Source organism: Pseudomonas sp. Irchel 3H3 (assembly GCF_900187635.1).
Lineage (GTDB): Bacteria > Pseudomonadota > Gammaproteobacteria > Pseudomonadales > Pseudomonadaceae > Aquipseudomonas.
Genome location: NZ_FYEC01000032.1, coordinates 1 through 23,901, shown reverse-complemented (window position 1 = coordinate 23,901; position 23,901 = coordinate 1). Strand labels below are relative to the sequence as shown.

Genomic DNA, 23,901 nt, shown 5'->3' with positions numbered 1-23,901 from the left:
TTGGCGGATTCGCCCGCGCGGATCCGACATCTCAAAGCATAGCAACGGCCTCAGGGTTTCGTCGGTTTTGCCGCTTGCGTTCGTCCGCTTTCCCAGCCGCCGCCCAGGGCCAGGAACAGATCGATCTGGCTCATGGCAACCTGGGTGTTGGCCATGGACACTTGCGCCCGTACGTCGGTGTAGGTGCGGGTGGCCTGCAGGTCGGCGAGGAACGATGCCCGACCGGCCTGGAAGAAGCGGTGCGTCTGGTCTGCCGCCACTTGCGCCGACTGCTCGGCGTCGGCCAGCGCATCGCGGCGCTGCAACAGCGCAGCGTATTGCGTGAGGCCGGTCTGGGTTTCGCGAATGGCGTTGAGCACCACCCCGTCGAAGTGCGCCAGTGCGCCCTGGCTCACCGCCTCGGCCTCATGCACCCGCGCGCGGGCGCCGTTGGTCGGCACGCTCCAGGTCAGCAACGGGCCGAAGCCCCAGCGATTGGTCTGGGACTCGCCCAGGTGATCGAGGATGCCGACGGTGCCCACAGTCGCCCCGATGCTGATGTCCGGGTACAACTGACCGGTGGCCACGCCAATTTCCGCAGTCGCCGCCGCCAGCCGGCGCTCGGCCTGGCGCACGTCCGGCCGCCGTTTGAGCAGCGTGGCACCGTCGCCCACCGGCAACAGTTGGGCGATCCTGGGCAGTTCGTGGCAACTGGCAGTGCCGGCCGGTAACTGGTCGACCGGCTTGGCCAACAGCATCGACAGGCGGAACAACCCGGCCTGGCGCGCCGCTTCATAGCGCGGCATTTCCGCGCGCAGGGACTTGAATTGGGTCAACGAACGAGTGACCTGGGTTTCGTCGCCGCGCCCGGCATCGCGCAGGCGCTGGATCAACTGGGTGCTCTGCCGTTGCAGGTCGAGAGAATGCTCGGCGATCTCGCGCTCTTCGTTGGCCGCGCACACCTGGGTGTAGGCACGCACCACATCGGCGACCACGGTGATGCGTGCGGTATCGGCCGCCGCCTGGGTGGCATCGGCATTGGCCTTGGCCGCTTCGATACCGCGCTGCAAGGTGCCGAACAGATCGAACTGATAGGACGTGGTCAAGGCCACGTCGCCGACGTTGGCCACCGGGACTTTTTCCGGCAGCAAGAAAGCTTCCCCGGATTCCTGCAAGCGTTGGGCGCCAAGCTTGACCCCACCACTCCAGCCACCGGCCGATTCGGCCTGCTCGACTTGCGTGCGAGCGCGAGACAGGTTGGCCGCCGCCACCCGCAAATCGGTGTTGGAGGCCATGGCCTGTTGCACCAATTGATCCAGGCGCGGGTCCTGGTACAGGCGCCACCAATCCGCCGGCACTGGTGCCGAGACCACGTTGTGCGCGTCGATTGGCAGCTCGCCCTGCAAGTCCGCACGCTGCACCGCCGCGTCCTTGGGCACCTGGTAATCCGGGCCGACCACCTGGCAGGCCGACAGCAGCAGGCCCAGGCCCACCGTGACTAATCCGCCAGCGGTCTTCATTGGGCTGGCTCCTGGGCGGGCTGGTCGGCGATGATCGACACAGTGGCGGTACGCCCGGCGATCATGCGGAAGTCCTGCGGTACCTCGTCAAAGGCAATGCGCACGGGAATCCGCTGGGCCAGCCGCACCCAACTGAACGCCGGGTTGACGTTGGGCAGCAGGTTGGCGCCGCTGCTGCGGTCGCGGTCTTCGATCCCGGCGACGATGCTTTCGACGTGCCCACGCAGGCGCGCGTTGTCACCGATCACCCGGATGTCGACGCGCTGGCCAACATGAATGCCACCTAGCTTGGTCTCTTCAAAATAACCGTCGATGTGGAACGAGTTGCTGTCGACCACCGACAACACCGGGCGCCCGGCAGTCACGAACTCCTGCACCCGGGGCGCGCGGTCGTTGACGTAGCCGTCGACAGGGCTGCGGATCACCGAGCGGTCGAGGTTGAGCTGGGCGCTGTCCACCGCGACCTGGGCCTCCATCAGCGCCACCTCGGCACGGGCCACGCGCGACTGACTTTCTTCCAGTTGCTCACCCGGCACCAGGTTGCCCAGGCCGCGGTTGCGCTTGGCTTCGCGCTGGGCCTGGGCCAGGGTTTCCTGACGGTCGGCAACAGCCGCCTTGGCCTGGCGCAGCGCCAGCTTGAAGCGGTCCGGGTCAATGGCGAACAACACCTGGCCACGCTTGACTGGCTGGTTGTCGCGCACCTCCACTTGCTGGATCAACCCGGAAACGTCCGGGGCGATCTGCACGATGTCGGCGCGAATGTGTCCGTCACGGGTCCACGGGGCGAACATGTAGTACGCCACCATGCGCCACACCACGAACACGGCCAGCGTCACGATCAGCAGGGTCAACACCACACGGCCAAGGGTCAAAAAAGGTTTTTTCATGTCATCAGGTATCGACTGATTGAGTCCACGGCGCCGAGCAGCAAGGCGTACAGACCCACGTTGAACAACGCCCGGTGCCAGACCAGGCGATAAAAGTGCAAGCGCGTCAGCACCCCGTGCACCAGCAGGTACAACACATAGGTAATGCCCATCAGCACCAGCAGGGTGGGCAGGAACACCCCGCTGACGTCCAGGTCACCGATCATAGAGGCGCTCCATCAATGCCATGGGGTAGCGGTTCTTCCAGCTCGCCCGTGCCGAGGAATTCCACGCCCGGCAACAGCGCCAGGCGCAGGCCACTGAGGGCATGCAACAGGTTCAGGCGGGTGTCATCGTCGCCTTGCAGGCCCTGGCCATTGAGCGCACGCCGGGCGCGGTCCATGGTCATCTGCAACGAGGCCGGGGCCGGCAGGCGTTCGCCGGCCTTCAGGCACGCCTTGAAGTATTCGCCGACCTCGGCCACCACCTGACGCAACTGCACATTGGGCACCCCCAGCACCCGTGGCGCGTAGGCCAGGATGTCCAGCAGGTTGAGCCCGACCCGCACTTCGCGCAGGGCGATGCCGGTGTCCTGGCCCGTCATGGCCAGGCGTGGCAGGTGCTGCATCAAGCGGTCGAGCATTTGCACCCCCAGTTTGCGGCTTTCGGCCAGGTTGGCCGGCTCCGTCATGCCGACGATGTCGTGCCAACTGAAGCGGGTCAGGCGCTTGGCCGCCAACTCCGAACCAAATGGCCGCGCCACCAGGGTCCAGACAAAGGCAAACAACAAGCCGATGGGACCGGCCAGGTTGGAGTTGACGAAGCTCAGGAAGTCCGCGTCGTAGACGCCTTGCAGGCTGATGAACGATGAGGTGTTGACGATGGTCAGCAGCATGCCCAGGTAAAACGCCGGCTGCACCGTCAGGGTACCGACGACGATGTAGGGCACGGCGAACGCCAGCACCAGCATCGGGAAGTCATGCAGGTTGGGCAGGATCAGGAACAGGTAGAGGCTGGCGAATACCACTGACAATGCGGTCCAGAAGAAGAACCGGTAGATCTGTGGCGCCGGGTCGTCCATCGCCGCAAAGAAACTGCACGCCACCGCCGCCAGGATCACCGCGCTGCCGCCGTCGGGCCAGCCCAGCGCAATCCACAGCAGCGAGGCGACAATGATCGCCAGCACGGTGGAGGTCGCCGAATACAGCATCAATCCCCGGTCGAGAAAGGGCGTCAGGCGCCCGAGACGCCAGTGCCGGTACACCGCCCGCCAGTTGTCCTGGTTATCGGTGTGAATCGCGTATTGCAGGCTGCGCAGGTCCTGCCACAGGTCGATCCACTCGCCCAGGCGGTACAGCGCGTTGGAAAACAGCAGTTGCTTGCGATCATCCAGGGCTTGCGCGCTAGGTTGCAGGGCCTGGAGTTGCGCGCGCAGGGCCTCCCAGCGCGCGACCGAGGCATCGCTGTACTCGAGCCATTGCAGGGATGAACTGAGGATCGGCGCAAACTTGTCGACCAACTCCGGGGTACGTCGCTGCAAGGCGTAGAGCGCATCGTCCAGGGCATCGATCACCGGCAGCAGGTGGATCATCCGCCCGCGCAGTTCCTTGATGTTGCGCACGGTTTGCGGCCGGGCACCTTCGTGGGGCAGTTGGCCGATCATCAGCTCCAGGGAGTTGAAGGTGGCAACCATCGAAGCCTGCAGCGCGCTGATTTCCCCAGGCTCGACCTCACGACTGAGGAAGCGCTGGCTATAGGTCACGGCGCTACCGAACCACTTGCTCACCGCGTCATCGAACACCGGGGCCAGGCGCCGGGGCCAGAACAGACTGCCCACCACCGCCGCGCAGACAATCCCGAGAAAGATCTCCTCAGTGCGCGCCTCTGCCACATCCCACACCGCCAACGGGTTATCCACCACCGGCAGGGCGATCAGCGGCAAGGTGTAACCGGCAAGCATCAGCGCGTAGCTGTTGGCGGTGCGCAGGTGCATGGAGAGGAACAACAGGGTGCCGGTCCACAACGCAATCACCACCACCAGCACATAGGGGCTCTGCACGAACATCGGCACGAACAGCAAGGCCGCCGCCGCACCGGTAAAGGTGCCGATGGCGCGGTACAGGGCCTTGGAACTGGTAGGCCCGACGAACGGGCTGGAAACGATGTAGACCGTGGCCATCGCCCAGTACGGCCGTGGCATCTGCATGAGCATGGCGATGTACAGCGCAATCATCGACGCCGAGAAAGTCCGTACCCCGTAGAACCAGTCGCGAGCCGGCGGCATCCCAGAAAAAAATCCGCTCAAGATGGGCTCACCGCTGCCTGCTCTGCGGTCTCGAACGCGCGAATCACCCGCAGCGCCGCTTCCAGGTCCGCCGCATCGATCCCTTCAAGCACCTCGCGGCGCAGGCGCACCAACTCCACCTCCACCGCTTGCACCAGCTCGCGACCGGAGTCGGTCAGGCTCAGGCATTTGGCGCGCCGGTCGTGGGTATCTTCGGTGCGGCAGACATACCCGGCATGGCATAACTGGTCGAGCAGGCGCACCAGCGAAGGACTCTCCATCCCCGCGGCCTGGGCCACGGTCACCTGGCGCACACCCTCACCCAGGCGCCCGATCATCAATAACGGGACAGCACAGGCTTCGGAGATACCAAAGTTGACCAGCGTGGTCTGGCAGATTTTGCGCCAATGCCGCGCGGCCACCACCATGGCACTGCTGATGTTCATTTGAAGGGCGTCGAGGGTCTGGGGCACAGGAGAATTCGCACACTGTTAGTTTGCTAACTATCAATATCGCACTGGAAGGGAAATCCAGTCAAGTTTTGAAACAATTTGCTGATCGGCAGCCAATTCACTCGTCCGCGTTCACCTTCACCCTCGCATTCGCCTGTAGCAGCTGCCGAGCTCCGCGAGGCTGCGCCCGAGGACAACGTCCTCGCTCGGTTCATGAGTAGATAAACTCTAGTCGACTTCTGCGACTGCTTCGCAGTCGAACGCAGCCTCGCGGAGCTCGGCAGCTGCTACGGGGGTTATACCCCGCGGCCTTTGCGCAACAGCACGTTCAACTGGTCGACCACTTCTGCCCAGTCGGCGTCCTCGCGGATTTCTTCGCGCAGGAACTGCGCCTGGCTTTTAGTCCAGAAAAACGCGTCGGCCAGGTGCAGTTCCGGTTTGAGCGGCGAATGAGTGGCGATGAATTTATCGATGCTCTCGGCGTCATGCTCCAGGCCAAGTTGCTTGAACAGGTTGGGCAGGCTGTGGGTCGGTGCTTCCATGGGGACTCTCCTGGTGAAGGGGGTTAATGGCTCAGTTCGCAGATTTGTGCATGGGGCACCATTTTCAGGTACTGCACCATGCTCATGTGCAGCAGGTTGTTGTGGTTGCCGGCTTCAACGTAGATCTCTTTCTGACGAGTCAACAAGGGGTCGATGACCATGTCCAGGCCATAGGATTCGCCCAGGGCCGGCACAGCGCCGCGTTCACAGTCATTGAACAGGTGGGCCAGGGTGCTTTCGCGGGTGACCTGCCATTCGCCACTGCCGCGCACTTTGCTCAGGTCCAGGTGCCGGCTGGCCGGCAATACCGCCATCAAATAGTGCCCGTGATGGTCGTCGAGGATCACTGACTTGGCCACGCGCTCGGCCGGAATACCCGAGACGCGGGCGGTTTCCAGGCTGCTGGCCGAATGTGGGTGAGCCACCACGTCAAATTCACAGTGCGCCTCTTCCAGGCTGCGCTGTACGGTTCTTGCCATACGCATGATGCACCTCGGTGTCCGCAGCCCAGGCTGGCGGACCATGGTTAAACCTTCTGTTGTCACTTCAAAGTCTAGGCCGGCTGTTCAGCGGCGAAGGAAAATCTGCCCACTGGAGCAGTCGACCTGCACTGATCAAATTTCGTTCAACCCCAGGCTCAACTAGACTGTAGACAGGGCCTGCGTATGGCTCGCAGACGGACGACTCTCCCGGAGGGTCAAGTGAACATCGGTGGCTGGTGTGCGGTTGTGGTGTTGTCGGGTGTGAGCGCTTCAGTGTTCGCGGCGGACACGGTCATGCTGCTGGTGACCAACCCGTTCGCCGTCTGGCTGATGATGTTCGGGATCGCCTTTCTGGTGGCCGAAGCGCTGCTGCCCAATTACGGCGTGATCGGCCTGGGCGGCATCCTGATGTTCGTGGTCGGCGCGGTGATGTTGGCCAACAACGACGTGCCGACGCCACTGATCATCGGCCTGGCACTGATCAGCGCCCTGCTGTTGCTGGCCTTGCTGATCCACGCCCTGAAAACCCGTCCGCGGCACACGGTCAGCGGCGATACCGAACTATTTGGCAGCATCACCCAGGTGCTGGCCCTGCAGCCCGGCAGCGTCTACCACGGCTGGGTCCATCTGCAGGGCGAGCGCTGGCAGGTGCGCAGTACGACGCCGCTGCAACCGGGGCAATGGGTCCAGGTGGTGGCGCGCAAGGGGCTGATGCTGGAAGTGGCCGCGACTGACGCGGCGCCGCAGGGAGAATGACCATGGGCCTGCAACTGGGTTTTGCCGCGCTGCTGGTGCTGCTGATTGCATTGGCGGGGTCGACTTTTCGTATCCTGCGTGAGTACGAACGCGGGGTCGTGTTCCAGCTCGGACGCTTCTGGCAAGTCAAGGGGCCGGGGCTGATCCTGCTGATTCCGGTAGTCCAGCAGATGGTCCGCGTGGACCTGCGCACCGTGGTGCTCGATGTGCCCGCGCAAGATGTGATCACCCGTGACAACGTCTCGGTGAAGGTCAACGCGGTCCTGTACTTTCGTGTACTCGACCCACAGAAAGCCATCATTCAAGTCGAAGACTTCCTCATGGCCACCAGCCAACTGGCCCAGACCACCCTGCGCGCGGTGCTCGGCAAACATGAACTGGACGAGTTGCTGGCCGAGCGCGAGCGCCTGAACGTCGACATCCAGCAGGTGCTGGACGCGCAAACCGATGCCTGGGGCATCAAAGTGGCCAATGTCGAGATCAAGCACGTCGACCTCAACGAATCGATGATCCGCGCCATCGCCAAGCAGGCCGAAGCCGAGCGGGAACGCCGGGCCAAGGTGATCCACGCCGAAGGTGAACTGCAAGCCTCGGAAAAACTCATGCAGGCCGCCGAAATGCTCGGCCGGCAGCCGGGCGCCATGCAATTGCGCTACATGCAGACCCTCAGTTCGATTGCCGGGGACAAGAGTTCGACCATTGTCTTCCCGCTACCGATCGAGTTGCTCAAGGGCATGGCGGACTTGTCCTCCAGAGACTGAGGGCAACGGCTTTGACTCAGCCATGCCCCTGACCGGCAGCCTCGACCTGCGCCAGCGGATACACCGACTGCCAGCCGCCGCCCAGCGCCTTGTACAGCCCGACCATGGCCAGTGACACGCTGGTCGCGCTGTCCACCAGTTGTTCCTGGGTCGCCAGCAGCTCACCTTGCACGGTCAAGACGTTGACGAAGTCCACCACCCCTTCGACGTACTGCTGTTGGGCGGTGCGCAGGGCGATCTGGTTTTGCCGTACCGCTTCGGCGAGGCTGTCGCGGCGCAGTTGGCTGGCGTTGTAGCGGGTCAACTGGTCGTCGATTTCATGCCAGGCGCGCAACACGGTTTGCTGGTAGGCCAGCGCCGCTTCCTGTTGTTGTGCCTCGCGCAACTCAAGCATGCCGCGCAGGCGACCGCCATCGAACAGCGGCACGCTGAATTGCGGCCCGATGCCAAACTGGCGTGAGCCCCAGGAACCGAAATCGCTCAATTGCATGGCCTGAGAACCGAAGTTGCCGGACAGGGTGATACGAGGGTAAAAATCGCCCTTGGCCACGCCGATGCTGGCCGTGGCAGCGTGCAGGCGGGCCTCGGCCTGGCGGATATCGGGGCGACGCTCGGCGAGTTGCGAGGGCAAGCCGATCGCCACCTGACGCGGGGTCTGCGGCACCGGGCCGTCTTGCGCCAACTCGGCCTGCAGGGCTTGCGGCCGCTCGCCCAGCAACAGGCTCAAGGCGTTGATCAGTTGCGCCTGGCGCTGCTGCAATGCCGGCAGGCGTGCTTCGATGGCGGCCACCTGGGCAGCCGCTTCAGCGACGTCCAGGTCAGTGGCCACGCCGTCGGCCAGGCGCAGTTGCGACAACTTCAAGCTATGCCGGGCGACCTCGAGGTTTTGCTCGGTGACCGCACGGGTGCTCTGCACGCCACGCAACTGGATGTAGTCCTGGGCAATTTGCGCCAACACCGAGAGCAGCACGCCACGGCGATCGTTTTGCGCCACTTCCAGGGTGGCGTCGGCGGCTTCGGTCTGGCGCCGCACGCGGCCCCAGAAATCCAGCTCCCAGGAGGCGGAGAAACCCGCCTCCCACAAACTGAACGCTGAGTTGCCATTGCGCCCGGACGGGTCGTTCAGCCCTTCGCCGCTGTTGCGTTTACGGGCGTAACCGCCCGTGGCAGCGGTGCTGGGGTACTGCTCGGCCGTGACCACCTGGCGCACCGCCAGGCTTTGTTGCAGGCGACTGCTGGCCAGTTGCAGGTCAAGGTTGTCGGTCAACGCGCGACGGCTGAGGGCGGACAGTTGCGGGTCAGCAAACACCTCCCACCAGCGCTCATCCATTTGTGTGCTCACCGCCTCGCTGGCCGCTGCCTTTTGCGCTTTCGACCACTGCTCGACCTGGGGTGCCTGCGGCCGGACAAAGTCCGGACCCAGGGTGCAGGCGCTCAATGACAGCAGGCCCAGGGCGAGCAACAGGAGTTTGTGGGGAATGCCATGGCTCATCGCTGCGTCACCTCGCGCACGCTGCTCTGCGAGCTTGTGGTGTCAATGCTGGCTTCCACCGACATGCCGACACGCAACCGCTGGGCCAAAGGCTGGCCCGGGTCGAGGATGATTTTCACCGGTATACGCTGCACCACCTTGGTGAAGTTACCGGTGGCGTTGTCCGGCTTGACGGCGGCAAAGGTCACCCCGGTCGCCGGCGCAATGCTCTCGACCCGCCCGGTCAGGGCTTCGCCGCCCAGGCTGTCGACGTGCACCACGACGTCCTGCCCCGGCTCTACATCGGTCAGTTGGGTTTCCTGGAAATTGCCCAGCACATAGGCCTGCGCCAGCGGCACCACGGCGAGGATCTTGCTGCCCGGGGTGACGTAGGCGCCAACCCGCACTGCACGCTCGCCGACCATGCCGTCCACGGGGGCGACGATGCGCGTATAGGACAACTGGAAGCTGGCCATTTCCAGTGCCGCCTGCGCCCGCTTGAGCCCGCCTTCGGCGGCGTCGCGCTGGGCCGTGAGGATCTCCACTTGCTTGCGTTCCGCCGCCAGCACCGCCGTGGCATTGGCCAACCGAGCGCCCGCCTGGTCGATCCGGGTGCGCGCCTGCTGGGCGTTCTGCACGGTGCCGGCGCCGACACCCGCCAAGTGGTTGTAGCGATTCAGTTCATGCTCGGCGAAGGCCTGCTCCGCCTTGGCGGCCACCACCGTGGCCTGGGCCTGGGCGATCACCGACGCCTGGCGCTCAAGGGTCGCCCGGGCGTTTTGCAGTTGCGCCCTGGCCACCAGCGTATCAGCATCGGCGGCTTGGGCGGCGGCGCGAAAGTCGCGGTCATCGATCAGCGCGAGCAATTGCCCGGCCTGGACCCGCTGGTTGTCTTCGACCAGCACCTCCTTGATGAATCCGGCCACGCGTGGCGCCACCAGGGTGAAGTCGGCACTGACAAACGCGTCATTGGTGCTCTGCTGCGGCTTCTTGCCGAATACCCCGGGGGCCAGCAGGTAGACCAATACGCCCACCGCCAACACCGCGGCGGTGGCGCCGGTGAGTTTTTGCTTGCTAGAGATCGTCATAAAAAACCTTCTGTTTCAGTCAACATTCAAGTGGGCGCGCGCGGCGGATACATCCGCGTCGGCAGCCAGAAAATCAGCAGGATCAGCGCCAGCGCGATCCCGGCCATGCACAGGTACAAGTCCGCAGAAGTCAGCACCACGGCTTGCTGGTGCAGGCGCCGCGCCAGGCTGGCGCTATCGCCACCGACCAGGGGTGAGTTGCCAAGGCGGTCCACCAGCATCGTCGAGTGAAAATGCAGGCGCACCGTGGTCAGGGTTTCCAGCAAGCCGGTGGCGAGCACCGCCGAGAGGCCTTTGACGGTGTTGAACCAGGCCGAGGCGAAGGGGCCTTCCATCGGGCTGATACTGCCGGTCGCGAGCATCAGCAACGGCAGCACCGACATCGGCTGGCCGAAGATCTGCAGCAATTGCAGCAGGTAGAAATCGTCGCGGATCCACACCGAGGTCAGCTGCGAACCACCGATGCAGGACAGCGCCAGCATGCCCAGGCCGATGCCCAGTACCCAGCGACAGTCGACCCAGCGCTGGTTACACAGCGCCGCGACCAAGGGCAGCGCGATCAGTTGCGGGGCGGCCATCAACAGCATCACCGGGGCGGTCTGGATCGGCCGGTAACCCTGGACCTGCGCCAGGTAACTGGAGGGGATGATGATCACCGCCAGCAGCACCACCAACACCCCGGCCAGGGTCAGCAAGGAAAAGCTCAGGTTGCGGATGCCGAGCATCTGCAACTTGAAAAATGGCACCGGCTGCGACCATTCGTTGAACAGGAACAGCACCAGCAACACCACGCCCGCACCCAACAGCCAGCAGATCAAGCTCGACTCGAACCAGTCCAGGCGATTGCCTTGCAGGATGCCGATCACCAGCATGCAGATGGCCGGAAACCCCAGCAGCAGGCCACGCCAGTTGAACTGCTTGAAGCGCTCCAGGCGCAGCGGGTCCTGCGGCAAACCGTAGGCCACCGCCGCCATCGCCAGCAGGCTCGGCACGATGATCTGCCAGAAGGTCCAGTGCCAACTCACATACTCAGTCCACAGGCCCGCCAACGGCGTGCCCAGGCCAGGGCCGAAGGTGGCCGTCAGGGCATAACCGGCCAGGCCGTAGAGTTTGATGTTGGCCGGCAGGAACCGCAGGGCGACGGTCATCAACATCGGCGGCAACGCGCCACCGGCCAGGCCTTGTACGGTGCGTAGCAGCAGCAGGCTTTCATAGGTGGGCGCGAACGGGATCAGTAACCCCAACAGGGTGAACAGGCCAATTGCACACAAGGTGAAACGACGCAGGGAAAAGGTCACCGAGCACCAGGGGGCGAACGCCATCGCGGCCACGGAGGTCGCGGCGTAGCAGGCGACGAGCCAGGTGCCCTCGTCGTAACCGATCGCCATGGCTCCGCGGATATCGGCCAGGGCGACCTTGGTCACCATTTCATTCAGGCCCGAGACCAGCACGGCCAGCAACACGCCAACCAGGCCGATGATGATGCGCGGCCCGAACGTCGGCGGCGCCACCACCTTGGGGGTGCTGGCCGCCTCGATCGGGGCAGGGACAGCGAGGGAAGTCATGGCAGGAACAGCTCCAGATATCAGAAATACCGGAGCAGTTTAGAAAGACCGACAGCTGACGAAAACTGACTTATTGACAGCTTATAAGTGCGTCGGACGCAGCAATGCCATGACCCCTATCACACACTCCTACCCGGGCGGCTGGGCTGCCTGCCAGGTCTCTGCGCAACTGCTCTTGACCATTTCGCGCAACCAGCGATGGGCCGGGTCCTTGTCGTAGCGCGGGTGCCAGGCCTGGGTCAGCATCAGCGTGGGAAGCGCGATCGGCAGGGTAAACGAGCGCAGGCGCAATCCCAGGCGCGCGACACTGAGCAATGCTTCCTTGGGTACCGGCAGGATCAGGTCGGAATCGGGCAGCACGAACATCGCCGCGTGGAAGCTCGGTGCGATCAAGGCCACCCGCCGCTCCAGCCCCAGGGCATTGAGGGCGGTATCGATCGGCCCGCGGGCGATACCGCGCCGAGACATGCTGATGTGGGAAAAACTGGCGTAGCGCTCGGCGCTGATCTCACCCTCCAGCAGCGGATGACCTTCGCGCACCAGCCCGACAAAGTGCGTGGTGAACAGGTTCTGCGCTTTCACTTCCGGGGTGCGCGGGCGGGTGTTGCTGATCATCAGGTCGATCCGCCCCTCGCGCAGCGCCTCATCGTCGCCATCGCCTTCAGGCACAAAGCGCAACTCGCAGTGGGGTGCCTGGCGATTCAGCGTATCGATCAAACGCCCACCGTAGACCCCGACGAAAAAGTCGTTGGCGCGCACGCTGAACCGCCGACGCAGGGTGCTGAGGTCCACCTCATCGGCCGAGCGGAACAGCAGTGCCGCCTGCTCGACCAGGTCCCGCACCTGGGCCCGCAACTCCAGGGCCTTGGGTGTCGGCACCAGGCCACGCCCCGCACGCACCAGGATCGGGTCGCCGAGCGCTTCGCGAACCCGGGTCAGGGTCCGGCTCATGGCCGCCGGGCTCAGGTTCATCCGTCGCGCGGCTCCCACCACGCTGCCTTCGTCGAGCAAGGCATCGAGGGCGACCAACAGGTTCATGTCCGGTAGCTGCATGCTAAGCACTCATGGCTGATCAGAATTGACTCAGACGCAATGCTAGCAGCCTTTGCTACCCGGGTATGCCAAAGACCTTTTGCAGCTCTTTGGGCAGCACACTGCTGTACATCCTTGCCGGCTGCGCCTCACAGCGACGAACGATGTCGGGCAAGGCATCGATCAACTGGTGATTGAGCGTCATGCCCTTTTGCGAATCGGGCTGGCTGGCGAAGACCGGGAGCAGCAGCGCCGCGCTGGTCTTGGCGAACGTCGGCGCGCTGCTCAAGGGCTGCTTGGGGTAGCTCTTGCGAAACAGCGCCAACTCCTCGTTCAGCGCGCTGCACGGCTGGAACAGCATGTTGTGCACGACTTCCTGCGCATTGAGGAACTGATTCGGCGCAGACGCGGGCGAGAAGATCATGGTGTTCTGCGCGTCGATCACCGCTGGCGCGTCCGCCGTGACCTCCCAGGGCTCGAACCGCCAATGCTCGGCCGCCGCTTTCGCCGCCACAGCAAACGCTTCATGGGTGGCACTGAGGACTTTAACGTCGGTGACGGAACCATCGTTATGAATGTTCAGGCTGATCCGCGCATCCCCCACCACATCGACCAGCTCCGCCGGATACCAGGGTTTGGGCATATAGGCCGTGTCTGTAGACGGAGGGAATGCCGCCAGCGCGTTGAACGAGCACAGCAGGGCTGCACCGAGCAGAAGTAGACGCATGGAAAGTCCTTTTAGAGGCGCCGAAACAGGGGCGACGATTGTCGCGCACCTCCCCGACAAAGGACAACCGTTCTCATCTTCATCCACGGTGATGGGGTGGGCGATCGAAAATCATTGTAGGAGCGAGCTTGCTCGCGATGGACACAAGGACGGCGTGGTGCACCAGGCTTAACGCGTCATCGTTGACGCCCATCGCGAGCAAGCCGCAAGCGGGCGCTCGCTCCTACAGGTCAAGCGCAAGCCTGGCGATCAACGCTCGTGCAACGCCTCCGCCCGGGCCTTGATGATCGGCTTGAGCAGGTAGCTGAGGATGGATTTCTTGCCGGTGATGATGTCCACCGAGGCCACCATGCCGGGGATGATCAGCAAGGGCTTTTCATCGGTGCCCAGGTGGCTGCGATCGGTGCGCAGGGTGATCATGTAGTAGGTGTTTTTCTTGTCTTCGTCGGTGATGGTGTCGGCACCGATCTGCTCCAGCTTGGCCTTGAGGCCACCGTAGATGGTGTAGTCATAGGCAGTGAACTTGACGATGGCTTCCTGGCCCGGATGCAGGAACGCGATGTCTTGCGGGCGAATCTTCGCCTCCACCAGCAGGGTGTCGTCCAGTGGGACGATTTCCACCATGTCGCTGCCGGGCTGAATCACCCCACCGATGGTGTTGACCAGCAGTTGCTTGACGATACCCCGCACCGGCGAGGTCACCAGGGTGCGGCTGACACGGTCTTCCAACGCCTTGCCGGTTGCCTGGGCCTTGTTCAGGTCGGTGCGTGCTTCGTTGAGCTGGGTGAGCGCCTCACTGCGGAATTTACCGCGGGTTTCATCGATCTTGCGTTGTACTTCCTTGATCGCCGACTCGGCACGGGGGATCGCCAGGGTGGTGGCATCCAGTTGGCCGCGGGTTTCGACTTCCGCCCGCTTGAGTCGCAACACTTCCACCGGAGACACCGCGCCCTGCGCCACCAGCGGCTCGGACATGTTGATTTCCTGGCGCTGCAAGCCCAGGGCCTGGCGGTACTGCGCTTGTTTGGAGCTGAATTCGCGCAGCTCTTGCTGACGCTGGATCAGTTGTTCCTGCAACCCGCCAATTTCATCGTGCAGTTGCTGGCGACGGCTGATGTACAAGGATTCTTCGCTGGCGGCCTGCACTGGCACGGCTTTCATCACGTCATCCGGGAAGGCCAGCGGGCGGTCATCGACCTCGGCGCTCAAGCGCTCCACACGCAGCAGCATGGACAGGCGGTCGGCTTCGGTTTCGCCGACGTTGGACACAAACCGCGTGTCATCCAGGCGAATCAGTGGCGCGCCGGCCTCGACGATCTGCCCTTCGCGAACGAACAATTCGGCAACGATCCCGCCCTCGAGGTTCTGGATTTTCTGCAGCTTGGACGAGGGAATCGCCTTGCCGTCGCCACGGGTGACCTCATCGATCACCGCAAAATTGGCCCAGACCAGCATGAACACGAAGAAGCCGATGATGCCCCAGATGGTCAATCGCACCACACGCGGGGCGTCTTCGATCAGCGCCTTCTTGACCTCTGGCAGCGGTTGCCCATCGAGTGAGTCGGAGCCTTTGAAATAACGACGGATCGAGTCGCGCATACCGGACTTAAGCAACACTGATCTGCCCCTTCTTCAACGCTTCCATGACCACGGCTTTTGGACCATCGGCGAGAATTTGCCCACGATCGATGACCAGCAACCGGTCGACCAGCGACAACAGTGAGGCCCGGTGCGTGACCAGCAACACGGTCTTGTTCTCGATAACGGCTTGCAGGCGTTGTTTCAAGCGTTCTTCACCGGTGTTGTCCATGGCGCTGGTCGGTTCGTCGAGCAGCATGATCGGCGGATTGAGCAGCAGCGCACGGGCCATGGCCACGTTCTGCCGCTGGCCGCCGGAAAGGTTTTGCCCACGCTCGCCGACTTGCAGCTCGTAACCCTGCGGGTGCAGGCGGGCAAATTCGTGCACGCCCGCCAGCTCGGCAGCCTGCAGGACCATTTCGTCTTCCACGTAGCGGGCACCGGAGACCAGGTTATCGCGCAGGGTCCCGGCCAGCAGCTGGATGTCCTGCGGCACGTAGCCAATGTTGTGGCGCAGTTCGCTGACGTCGATCTGGCGAATGTCCACACCGTCGACCAGCAAGGCACCGTCATCCGGCTGGTACAGGCCGACCAGCAGCTTGGCCAGGGAGCTTTTGCCCGAGCCGCTGCGGCCGATGATGCCGATCTTCTCGCCCGGCTTGATCACCAGGTTGATGTTTTTCAACGCCGGGTTCTGTTGCCCCGGGTAGGTGAAGTTCAACTGGCGGCATTCGATAGCGCCTTGCACCACCCGGCGGCTCAGCGGGCGCTCTTCGAAGTTGCGCTCTTGGGGCAGCTCCATCATGTGGTCGACCGAACCCATGGTGACCTTCGCCTGTTGATAGCGGGTCAGCAGGCCGGACAGCGAGGCCAGCGGGCTAAGTGCCCGGCCACTGAGCATGTAGCACGCGATCAGGCCGCCCATGCTCAGGTTGCCGGCGATGATCTGGTACACACCGAAGGCGATCATGATCACCCCGGCCAGTTGCTGGATCAGCAAGGTGATGTTGATCGACAACCCGGAGAGCATTTTTACCCGCAGTTCTAGCCGGCTGAGGGTGCCGATGGTCTGCTCCCACTGATACTGGCGCTCGCTCTCGGCGTTGTTGACCTTGACTGCGTCCAGGCCAGCGAGGGTTTCGATCAGGCTCGACTGGCGCTCTGCGCCCAGGGCCATGGTGCGTTCCATGGTCGCCTGCAACGGCTTCTGCAAGACATAGCCGATCAACAGGGCGATCGGGAAGGCCAGCATCGGAATCCACACCAGATGCCCACCCAGCAGGGCGATCACCAGGAAAATCAGGAGGGTGAACGGCAGGTCGATCAGGCTGGTGAGTGTCAACGAGGCGAGGAAGTCGCGCAGGCTCTGGAACTCATGGATGTTCTGCGCAAAGCTGCCGACCCGGGCGGGTCGGTATTTCATCGACATGCCGACGATCCGCTCGAACAGGGTGGCGGAGATGATCAGGTCGGTTTTCTTGCCAGCCAGGTCCAGGCACAGGCTGCGCAAACTCTTGAGGATCAGGTCGAACATATAGGCGCCGGTAATACCAACCACCAGCACCCACAGGGTCGCTTCAGCCTGGTTGGGCACCACGCGGTCGTAGACGTTCATCACGAACAGCGGCGCGGCCATGGCGATGATGTTGATCAGGAAACTGGCGGCGATGGCGTCGGCGTAGAGCCAGCGCGAACGCTTGAGGGTGTCGCGGAACCAGGAACGCGCACGCGGGATCAGGGTGCCGTGGTTCACATCGAATTTATGCTGGGGCTGGGCGAAGAACGCCTGCCCGGTGTAATCGTCCGCGAGCATCTCGCGGCTGACCAGGACTTCGCCACCGTCGCTTTCGCTGAGCAGCAAGCGTGCCTGGTCGTCGCCCTGCCAGCCCAGGAGGACCGCACTGCGATCGTCCTTGAGCAGCAACAGCGCCGGCATGGCAATCGCGGGGATCTTGTCCAGCTTGCGTTGCAGCACCCGCCCTTGCAGGCCGGCACGCGCCGCTGCACGGGGCAGCAGATCGATACTCAGGCGCTGCTTGGGCAATGGCAACCCGGTGGTTAGCATTGCTGCGCTGGCGGGTTTCTGGTGCAGGGCGCATAGCGCCAATAATCCGTCGAGCAACGGATCATCGTGCATCGCGCGTGGATCATGACTGAGATGAACTCGACTGGCTTCTGATTCCACGCTCGGTACTCTTGGCTATCAATTGAACATTAAATAAAGCTCAATTCATGCCAGGTAGCTGGACTTTTGGCTTCACGTCGTTCTGCACGACGGAGGCCATCGGTGCGACCACTCCCTGGCTTTTGAGCAACTCGCCCATGGTCGCCTTGATTCGATACTGAGTAAATAACTGAATGTTCTTGATTTCCGCCAGGCGGCGGGAAGCGCTGAACAATTCGTTTTCACTGTCGAGCAAGTCGAGCAGGGTCCGCTCGCCAAGACTGAACTGCTGCTGGTAGGCGCTGCGCACGCTGGTGCTGTAGTCGACATACTTCTGGGCGATCGGCACCTGGGCGTTGGCGTTGTTCAAGGCGTTCCAGGCCAGGCCCAGCTCCTCGTTCAGCACCCGCAGGGCATTGTTGCGGATATCCAGCGCCTGGTTGGACTGATAGGCCTTGGATTCCAGGTCAGCCTTGTTGCTGCCGCCGGCATACAGGTTGAAGCGCATGCGCAACATCGCCTGCCATTCATTGCTGTGACCGTTCATGCCATCCAGGTCGTTGTCGGCGGTGCGGCCCAACTCGGCATCAAAACGCGGGTAGAACGCCGACTTGGCGGTGTCGTACTGCTTCTCGGCGGCAACGATGTCCGATTCTGCGGAACGCAGGATAGGGCTGTTGTCCAGCATCTGCTGGCGCGCCTCATTAAGGTTGGCCGGCAGCATGGCCATGAACGGCGCAGGACGCTCCAGTTGGTCCGGCAGTTGGCCCACGGCGCTCAAGTAATTGGTCTGGGCATCGGCCAGGTTGGTCTGCTCGGTGATCAGGTTGTTGCGTGCCTGGGCCAGGCGCGCCTCTGCCTGGTCACGGTCGGCGGTACGGCCTACGCCGCGCTCGGTGCGCAGCCTGATCTGATCGAAGATGCGTTCGTGATTACGCAGGTTGTCTTCGGCCAGTTGCACGAACTCGCGACGGGTCAGCACATCGAGGTAAACCTGGGCCACGGTCAACGCGGTGCGCTCGGAGGTCCCCAGCAAGGAATAGGCGCGAGAATTGACGGTGGCTTGTTGACGCCCGACTTCGCTGGATGTCGCAAAACCGTCAAAAACCATTTGTTGCAGGCGCAGACTCGACTCGCCACGGCTCAAGGTTTCCCAATCGTTCCTGCCAGTACCCGCGCGGGTGCTCGGGCTGTCGGTACCTTCGCGACCATATCCGCCGAGCAAATCGACCTTGGGCAGGTACCCCCCTTCTGCTGCTCTGAGTTGATAATCAGCAGCCAGGCGATTGTTCACGCCGGCCTGGATTTCCGGGTGGACGTCCAGTGCCTGTTGCATGGCTTGAGGCAGGGTTTGAGCGTTTACAAAACTGGCGGCGAGGGCAAACGGTAGAGCCTTGAACAGGTGCGAAAGCATAAAAGGATTTCCCAGGACTTCATGTCTCAAATCACAGCAAAAAGGAGCTGCTGCGGCGGAAAATGGCAACCGAAATGGCCGTATGTCAGATAGCTCGAAACAGGAACTGGATCACACGCTGCAGGACAGGTCGCCGCGTAAATATCAATGTGACATTACCGGGGCAATTGTTTAGGATGCCCTGCAGAAGGTCAATAGTTTGGCATTAAGTTAATCGCGAAAAGTTATTGCCAAATTATTGACGGAAAAGCGCGTCATTTGTACGTCTATTATTTTTATGTACGTCCAGGCTGAATCGGCAAAATGCCCTTTCAGGTCTATGGAAGCCTACTGAACGGAACACCGGAGAGTCCTTAATGAGCAGTGTTGTTGCCATCGTCAAAAGCATTGTCGGTCAAGTTTTTGCGGTGTCCCCAGAGGGCATCCGCCGTATTTTGATTGAAGGCGATCGGCTGTTCGTAGGTGACCAACTGGACACCGGCCCGGCGGGCGCCGTGACCTTGGAACTGGCTGACGGTCGCATGCTGGACCTGGGCCGCGACAGCCAATGGAGTGGCAGTGCTCCGGACTCCAGTACCGACTTGGCACAAGCCACCGCGCAGGCCGCACCGTCGGTAGAAGAACTGCAGCAAGCCATCGTCGCGGGCGCCGACCCGACCACCGAACTGGAAGCCACCGCAGCCGGCCAAAGCGCCGCAGGTACCGGGGGCGCCGCCGGAGGTGGTCACAGTTTTGTGATGCTGGACGCCACCGCTGGCCGGGTTGACCCGACCATTGGTTTCCCGACAGCGGGCATCAATTCCGCCTTCACCGCCGTGGAAGACACCACCGGCGGCCAGGACAACCGCAGTAACGACAACCTGCTGCGCGGCTCGACCCTGAGCCTGAGCGCCACGCCGACCATCACCGAAGCGGGCGGCGTACTGGTCTACACCGCGAACGTGACCCAGGCCCCCCTGAGTGACCTGACCATCACCCTGTCCAATGGCGCGATCATTGTCATCCCTGCCGGTCAGGTCACTGGCAGCGTCAACGTTCCCCTGGCCCCGAACGACAGCGTCTACACCGACCCGTCGCAAATTACCGTCACCGTAACCGGCACCACCGGTGGCGGCGGCCTGGTACTGACCGTCGACCCGACACCTGCCGTCACCCAGATCACCGACACCATCGACACCACCACGGTCACACTGACCGCGGAGCCGACGATCACTGAAGGCGGCCAGATCACCTACACCGCCACCTTGACCAACCCGGCACAGACGCCGGTGACCGTGACCTTGAGCAACGGCTCGGTCATCACCATCGAAGCCGGTAAATCCACCGGCACCGTGGTGGTCGATACTCCGGTCAATGACGTCTACAACAATGGCAGTACTGTCACTACCACCATTACTGGCGCTACCGGTGGCAACTTCGAGAACCTGGTGCCAAGCCCTACTCCGGCTGTCACCACCATTACCGATTCGCCTGACACTACCGGTCTGACCTTGACCGCTACTGGCGGTATTACCGAAGGCGGCCAGATCACTTACACCGCGACCCTGACCAATCCGGCGGGTACGCCGATGACTGTGACCTTGAGCAATGGCTCGGTCATCGTCATCGAAGCGGGTAAAACCAGCGGTAATGTGGTGGTCGAGACTCCGGCCAATGACGTCTACAACAATGGCAGTACTGTCAGTACCAGCATTACCGGTACTACCGGCGGTAACTTCGAAAACCTGGTGCCGGACACTACGCCAGCCGTTACCACCATCAGCGATTCGCCAGATGCCACCGGCCTGACCTTGACCGCCACTGGCGGTATTACCGAAGGCGGGCAGATCACTTACACCGCGACCCTGACCAATCCGGCGGGTACGCCGATGACTGTGACCTTGAGCAATGGCTCGGTCATCGTCATCGAGGCGGGTAAAACCAGCGGTAATGTGGTGGTCGATACTCCGGCGAACGATGTGTATGTCAACGGCAGCACCGTTAGCGCGACGATTACGAGTACCACTGGCGGTAACTTTGAGAACCTGGTGCCGGACACCACACCAGCTGTCACCACCATTACCGACTCGCCGGATGCCACTGGCCTGACCCTCACCGCCACCGGCGGTATTACCGAAGGCGGTCAGATCACTTACATTGCAACCCTGACCAACCCGGCGGGCACGCCGATGACTGTGACCTTGAGCAATGGCTCGGTCATCGTCATCGAGGCGGGTAAAACCAGCGGTTCTGTAGTGGTCGATACCCCAGCGAACGATGTGTATGTCAAAGGCAGCACCGTTAGCACGACGATCACAGGCACCACTGGCGGTAACTTCGAGAGCTTGGTGCCAAGCACTACTCCGGCCGTTACCACCATCTCCGATAGCATCGACACCGTTACCGTCACCATCGAAAGCAACGGCGACGTCCTGGAAAACACTGCACCGAAGTTCACCGTCAAGGTCGATCAGGTCCTCAAGCAGGACCTGACCGTCACCCTGAGCAACGGTGACACCGTGGTCATCAAGGCCGGCACCAGCAGCACGCCGTACGAGCTGAAAGCCCAAGGCGACGACGTCTACAAAGACGGTCAAGTCGTGGAAGTTGGTGTCAGCAATGCCACCGTTGACGGCAAGTCTTTCGAGAACCTGGTACTGGGCGACAAAGCCCAAGTCACCATCGACGACACCCTCACTGAGGTGAAAGCCACCCTGTCTGTGGACAAAACCACCGTCACCGAAGGCGGTTCCGTCACTTACACCGTGACCCTGACCAACGCCGCTGGCCTGCCGATGAGCAACCACGGCGAACTGACCTTCAAGCTCTCCGACGGCACCACCATCACCGTTCCGGCCAACAGCACCACCGGCACGGCTACCGTGGTCACCAGCAACGACATCTTCACCGGTGGTCAGCCGGCACTGGTCAACAAGCTGGAAAGCGTATCTGGCGCCGATCAGTTCGAGAAACTGACTCTGGGCAAAGACCAGTTCACCACCACCGTCACCGACCAACCGTCGGGCGAAGGCGACAAGATCACCGTCACCATCGAAAGCAATGGCGACGTGCTGGAAAACGCTGCACCGAAGTTCACCGTCAAGGTTGATCAGGTTCTCAAGCAGGACTTGACCGTGACCCTGAGCAACGGCGACACCGTCGTCATCAAAGCCGGCACCACTAGCGTGCCGTACGAGCTGAAAGCCCAGGGCGACGACGTCTACAAAGACGGTCAAGTCGTGGAAGTTGGTGTCAGCAATGCCACCGTTGACGGCAAATCCTTCGAGAATCTGGTGCTGGGCGACAAAGCCCAAGTCACCATCGGCGACACCCTGTCTGAAGTGGTTGCCACTCTGTCTGTGGATAAAACCACCGTCACCGAAGGCGGCTCCGTCACCTACACCGTGACCCTGACCAACGCCGCTGGCCTGCCGATGAGCAACCACGGCGAACTGACCTTCAAGCTCTCCGACGGCACCACCATCACCGTTCCGGCCAACAGCACCACCGGCACGGCAACCGTGGTCACCAGCAACGACATCTTCACCGGCGGTCAGCCAGCGCTGGTCAACAAGCTGGAAAGCGTATCTGGCGCCGATCAGTTCGAGAAACTGACTCTGGGCAAAGACCAGTTCACTACCACCGTCACCGACCAACCGTCGGGCGAAGGCGACAAGATCACCGTCACCATCGAAAGCAATGGCGACGTGCTGGAAAACGCTGCACCGAAGTTCACCGTCAAGGTTGATCAGGTTCTCAAGCAGGACTTGACCGTGACCCTGAGCAACGGCGATACCGTGGTCATCAAAGCCGGCACCAACAGCGTGCCGTACGAACTGAAAGCCCAGGGCGATGACGTCTACAAAGACGGTCAAGTCGTGGAAGTTGGTGTCAGCAATGCCACCGTCGACGGCAAATCCTTCGAGAATCTGGTGCTGGGCGACAAGGCCCAAGTCACCATCGGCGACACCCTGTCTGAAGTGGTTGCCACCCTGTCTGTGGATAAAACCACCGTCACCGAAGGCGGTTCCGTCACCTACACCGTGACCCTGACCAACGCCGCTGGCCTGCCGATGAGCAACCACGGCGAGCTGACCTTCAAGCTTTCCGACGGCACCACCATCACCGTTCCAGCCAACAGCACCACCGGCACGGCAACCGTGGTCACCAGCAACGACATCTTCACCGGCGGTCAGCCAGCGCTGGTCAACAAGCTGGAGAGTGTCTCCGGCGCCGATCAGTTCGAACAGCTGACCCTGGGCAAAGACCAGTTCACCACCACCGTCACCGACCAACCCTCGGGCGAAGGCGACAAGATCACCGTCACCATCGAAAGCAACGGCGATGTGCTGGAAAACGCTGCACCGAAGTTCACCGTCAAGGTTGATCAAGCCCTCAAACAAGACTTGACCGTCACCCTGAGCAACGGTGACACCGTGGTCATCAAGGCCGGCACCAGCAGCACGCCGTACGAGCTGAAAGCCCAAGGCGATGACGTCTACAAAGACGGCGAAACCATCAAACTCGGCGTCACCGACGCTGCAGTAGACGGCAAATCCTTCGAAAACCTGGTACTGGGCGACAAAGCTCAGGTCACCATCGGCGACACCACTTCTGAAGTGGTTGCCACTCTGTCTGTGGATAAAACCACCGTCACCGAAGGCGGCTCCGTCACCTACACCGTGACCCTGACTAACGCTGCTGGTTTGCCGATGAGCAACCACGGCGAGTTGACCTTCAAGCTTTCCGACGGCACCACCATCACCGTTCCGGCCAACAGCACCACCGGCACGGCTACCGTGGTCACCAGCAACGACATCTTCACCGGCGGTCAGCCAGCGCTGGTCAACAAGCTGGAAAGCGTTTCTGGCGCCGATCAGTTCGAGAAACTGACTCTGGGCAAAGACCAGTTCACCACCACCGTCACCGACCAACCGTCGGGCGAAGGCGACAAGATCACCGTCACCATCGAAAGCAATGGCGACGTGCTGGAAAACGCTGCACCTAAGTTCACGGTGAAAGTCGATCAGGAACTCAAGCAAGACCTGACCGTGACCCTGAGCAACGGCGACACCGTGGTCATCAAGGCCGGCACCAACAGCACGCCGTACGAGCTGAAAGCCCAAGGCGATGACGTCTACAAAGACGGCGAAACCATCAAACTCGGCGTCACCGACGCTGCAGTCGACGGCAAATCCTTCGAAAACCTGGTACTGGGCAACGAAGCCATCGTTACAGTCG

18 protein-coding genes are annotated in these 23,901 nt (G+C 62.2%); 3 read left to right on the top strand and 15 right to left on the bottom strand.

From position 1 onward, the window contains the following. Positions 1–50 precede the first annotated feature (50 nt). The 7 genes from CKW24_RS24025 to CKW24_RS23995 form a co-directional block, all read right to left on the bottom strand. Positions 51–1,499 (bottom strand): efflux transporter outer membrane subunit, encoded by a 1,449-nt coding sequence (locus tag CKW24_RS24025; RefSeq protein ID WP_095170851.1) that lies wholly within the window; start codon positions 1,497–1,499, stop codon positions 51–53. Then, positions 1,496–2,386, bottom strand: a complete 891-nt coding sequence (locus CKW24_RS24020) for an HlyD family secretion protein (RefSeq protein WP_095170849.1) — start codon at positions 2,384–2,386, stop codon at positions 1,496–1,498. Before CKW24_RS24020 ends, CKW24_RS24025 begins: the two co-directional genes overlap by 4 nt. Next, positions 2,383–2,592 (bottom strand): DUF1656 domain-containing protein, encoded by a 210-nt coding sequence (locus CKW24_RS24015; RefSeq protein WP_095170847.1) that lies wholly within the window; start codon positions 2,590–2,592, stop codon positions 2,383–2,385. Before CKW24_RS24015 ends, CKW24_RS24020 begins: the two co-directional genes overlap by 4 nt. After that, entirely contained in the window at positions 2,589–4,670 is a 2,082-nt protein-coding gene (locus CKW24_RS24010) for an FUSC family protein (protein WP_095170845.1), read from the bottom strand. Before CKW24_RS24010 ends, CKW24_RS24015 begins: the two co-directional genes overlap by 4 nt. Next, a complete protein-coding gene (locus CKW24_RS24005; RefSeq protein ID WP_095170843.1) occupies positions 4,667–5,095 on the bottom strand; it encodes a MarR family winged helix-turn-helix transcriptional regulator in 429 nt (142 codons plus the stop codon). Before CKW24_RS24005 ends, CKW24_RS24010 begins: the two co-directional genes overlap by 4 nt. 302 nt (positions 5,096–5,397) lie before the next feature. Beyond that, on the bottom strand, positions 5,398–5,643 hold the full coding sequence (locus tag CKW24_RS24000) for a DUF2789 domain-containing protein (RefSeq protein ID WP_095170842.1): 246 nt from the start codon (positions 5,641–5,643) through the stop codon (positions 5,398–5,400). A 23-nt stretch (positions 5,644–5,666) separates the two neighbouring features. Beyond that, entirely contained in the window at positions 5,667–6,128 is a 462-nt protein-coding gene (locus CKW24_RS23995; protein ID WP_095170840.1) for an aminoacyl-tRNA deacylase, read from the bottom strand. Positions 6,129–6,308: 180 nt separating this feature from the next. On the opposite strand from CKW24_RS23995, the gene CKW24_RS23990 reads away from it, so the two are divergent. After that, positions 6,309–6,881, top strand: a complete 573-nt coding sequence (locus CKW24_RS23990) for an NfeD family protein (RefSeq protein WP_095170839.1) — start codon at positions 6,309–6,311, stop codon at positions 6,879–6,881. A gap of 2 nt (positions 6,882–6,883) precedes the next feature. Then, positions 6,884–7,642, top strand: a complete 759-nt coding sequence (locus CKW24_RS23985) for a slipin family protein (protein WP_095170837.1) — start codon at positions 6,884–6,886, stop codon at positions 7,640–7,642. Positions 7,643–7,658: 16 nt separating this feature from the next. Here CKW24_RS23985 and CKW24_RS23980 read toward each other — a convergent pair whose 3' ends face one another. From CKW24_RS23980 to CKW24_RS23945, 8 genes are all read right to left on the bottom strand, one after another. Then, positions 7,659–9,134: an efflux transporter outer membrane subunit gene (locus CKW24_RS23980; RefSeq protein WP_095170835.1), complete on the bottom strand. Its 1,476-nt coding sequence runs from the start codon at positions 9,132–9,134 to the stop codon at positions 7,659–7,661. Then, complete coding sequence (locus tag CKW24_RS23975; protein WP_095170833.1) at positions 9,131–10,201, bottom strand: HlyD family secretion protein; 1,071 nt, start codon at positions 10,199–10,201, stop codon at positions 9,131–9,133. The genes CKW24_RS23980 and CKW24_RS23975 overlap by 4 nt, the downstream gene beginning before the upstream one ends. A 26-nt stretch (positions 10,202–10,227) precedes the next feature. Continuing rightward, positions 10,228–11,766, bottom strand: a complete 1,539-nt coding sequence (locus CKW24_RS23970; RefSeq protein ID WP_095170831.1) for an MFS transporter — start codon at positions 11,764–11,766, stop codon at positions 10,228–10,230. Positions 11,767–11,895: 129 nt separating this feature from the next. Then, positions 11,896–12,819 carry a LysR family transcriptional regulator gene (locus CKW24_RS23965; protein WP_095170830.1) on the bottom strand — a complete coding sequence of 308 codons (924 nt, stop codon included), beginning with the start codon at positions 12,817–12,819 and terminating at the stop codon, positions 11,896–11,898. 55 nt (positions 12,820–12,874) lie between these two features. Next, the gene (locus CKW24_RS23960; protein ID WP_095170828.1) at positions 12,875–13,525 is read right to left on the bottom strand and encodes a TonB family protein; all 651 of its coding nucleotides are present in this window, start codon (positions 13,523–13,525) and stop codon (positions 12,875–12,877) included. 249 nt (positions 13,526–13,774) lie between these two features. Then, positions 13,775–15,142, bottom strand: a complete 1,368-nt coding sequence (locus CKW24_RS23955; protein WP_095170826.1) for an HlyD family type I secretion periplasmic adaptor subunit — start codon at positions 15,140–15,142, stop codon at positions 13,775–13,777. Further along, entirely contained in the window at positions 15,132–17,288 is a 2,157-nt protein-coding gene (locus CKW24_RS23950) for a type I secretion system permease/ATPase (RefSeq protein WP_095170824.1), read from the bottom strand. The genes CKW24_RS23955 and CKW24_RS23950 overlap by 11 nt, the downstream gene beginning before the upstream one ends. 40 nt (positions 17,289–17,328) lie before the next feature. Continuing rightward, positions 17,329–18,681 (bottom strand): TolC family outer membrane protein, encoded by a 1,353-nt coding sequence (locus CKW24_RS23945; protein WP_095170822.1) that lies wholly within the window; start codon positions 18,679–18,681, stop codon positions 17,329–17,331. A gap of 356 nt (positions 18,682–19,037) precedes the next feature. On the opposite strand from CKW24_RS23945, the gene CKW24_RS23940 reads away from it, so the two are divergent. Further along, on the top strand, positions 19,038–23,901 hold a 4,864-nt coding region (locus CKW24_RS23940; RefSeq protein WP_143501279.1), incomplete at its 3' end, for a retention module-containing protein.